Origin of the sequence: Phaeovulum sp. (assembly GCF_041596715.1) — a bacterium.
Classification (GTDB): Bacteria; Pseudomonadota; Alphaproteobacteria; order Rhodobacterales; family Rhodobacteraceae; genus UBA6213.
This window is the reverse complement of record NZ_JBFHIA010000363.1, coordinates 1-2,094: the sequence shown is the minus strand read 5'-3', so window position 1 is coordinate 2,094 and position 2,094 is coordinate 1. Positions and strand designations below refer to the sequence as shown.

At 62.7% G+C, this 2,094-nt stretch carries 2 protein-coding genes; one reads left to right on the top strand and one right to left on the bottom strand.

Translation table 11 applies throughout. From position 1 onward, the window contains the following. Positions 1 to 495: methyltransferase domain-containing protein (locus tag ABY403_RS16030; protein WP_372841811.1), on the top strand; the 495-nt coding region annotated here is incomplete at its 5' end. Positions 496 to 503: 8 nt separating this feature from the next. Here ABY403_RS16030 and ABY403_RS16025 read toward each other — a convergent pair. Next, on the bottom strand, positions 504 to 2,094 hold a 1,591-nt coding region (locus ABY403_RS16025; RefSeq protein WP_372841810.1), incomplete at its 5' end, for a glycosyltransferase family 2 protein.

Sequence of the window (2,094 nt, the reverse complement as noted above, 5' to 3'; positions counted from 1 at the left end):
GACCGCAACGGCACGGTTACGCGGCTGGCGGCGCGCAACCTTGCCGGGGTGCCCGGTTGTCGCTTTGTCAAAGGTGGCAGCAAGGATGAGATCGCCTTCGAAGACGCCGCTTTCGACTTGGTGCTCAGCGTCGGTGCCCCCACCTATTTTGGCCTGCCGCGCTTTGTTGCCGAGGCGGCGCGTGTTTGCGCACCGGGCGGCACCATCGCCTTTTCCGGCGGCTATCGGCAAGGCGATCACGCGGCGATCGAGGCAGAACTGCGCGACGCGGCAGCGGAGGCGGGGCTGGTCTTTCGCCGCTACGCCAATATCACACCGCATACATTTGCAGCCCTCGAGGCAGATATTCCGCGGCGGCGCGAAAAGCTCAAACATGTGCCGTGGCCATTCCGCGCCTATGGCTGGAAATGGGCCGACATGCCCGGCAGCACCGAATACGACGAATACGCCACCGGCAAACGCGCCGATTTTGCGGCGGTTTTGACCAAGCCCTGAAGTGCCGATCATTCGCGCTGACGTGCAAATTCACGCGCCCAACGCGCCGGGTTGCGCAACGCATCAATTTCGCCCGCCCACCGCCGTGCAGCGGCGCGGCGGCCAAGCGTATAACGCAGCGCAACCCAAAGCGCCGATAGCGTCAAGGCGATCAAACGTGGTCGATTGGGGCGCATCACCATGCAGCGTTCAGCATGTGGCCCCATTGCCAGCAAATAGGGCTGGCCGTGGGTGTTTTCAGGCAACGGCAGACCTCTGACCAGCAACCGCTCGCGCCGGGCGGGCAGACCAAGCAAGATGCGAAAGAACAATGCAAAATACAGCAGCGCCTGACGCAGCATCGAAGGGTCGGCCAACGCCGGGGGGGCCAAGGTCAGACCAGCGGGATCAACCCCCTCGCGCGCCGCCGGTGGTTTCACGGTTTCGACTTTCGCACGCAACCGCAAATGCCGGGTGAGGCTATCAGGGCCGAGTGCCGCTTCGGGGCCGGCAAGAAAATCGCCTATCGCGATGATGCTCGACAAGGCGGCCCGGTAGCGATGCACCAGAAGGTAATGCATCACCCAGCCCAGCACAAAGACCGGATCGGGAAGGTTTGACAGCTTGGGGTGGCTTGCTGCGTTGATCAGCATATTGCGCAGATCGTAATAATGGATCAGCCCCACATGCTTGTACCGAAACGAGGAATGCCACACCCCAAGCCCCGGTAGCGGTACGGTTTCAACCCCGGCTTCGCGCAGGCGCGCGCCATATTCGATATCGTCGCCATGCAAGAACACCGGTGCGGGCAAGCCGCAGCGCGCAATTGCCGCCATCGGCACGATGCAGAACCACCAGGCATTGTAATCGACGACGAAGCTTTGGTCCCATAGCGCCAGCGTTTCGGGGCGCGAAAGGTCGGAATCATGCGCCAGTTTGTGCGTCAACCAATTCGGCCCGATGATGCCGCCTGCTTCTTGCAGATGCGTGCGCGATTCCAGCTCGATCGCTTGGCCGCCGATGGCGCAATCATGTTCGGTATAGGCGGCAAAGGCATGGGCGCGTTGCACGATGCGTGGATCAAGCTCGATGTCGTCATCCATCATCAAAAGGTGCGTCGGCGCCTCGGCACTGGCCGCCGCCTCGATCATGGCGCGGCAAAAACCGCCAGCGCCGCCGAGGTTCGCCTGCTCGATCACCGAAAACGCCGGGTGCTGTAGCACCTCTATCAGATGCGGGCGCTGAAAACTTCGGCCTTGGTTGACAACATGCACACGCGCCACCTCGCCGCTTTCAACCAGCTTGTGCAGCACCGCAACGGTCTGCTCGAACGCCGCCTCGCGTTCATAGGTGCAAAGGCCGATCGATAGCGTTACCGGGTTTCGTGGTGCAAGGTCGGTGACAAAGGCGAGATTTTCTATCACCGCACCAAAGGGGGCCTCGATCTCCAGATGCAGACGCCCGATCCGCGCCGCACCCTCCACCTCGCCCGCACGGGACCAAAGCCAATAGGGTGCCTCCGCGCCCTGCCCCTTGTGGTGCCATTCGGCCAAAACCTCGCGCCGCCCGTTGGCAAGGTGCACGATGGCCCGCAGCGTGAGCGCGCCCTGTGCGTGACAG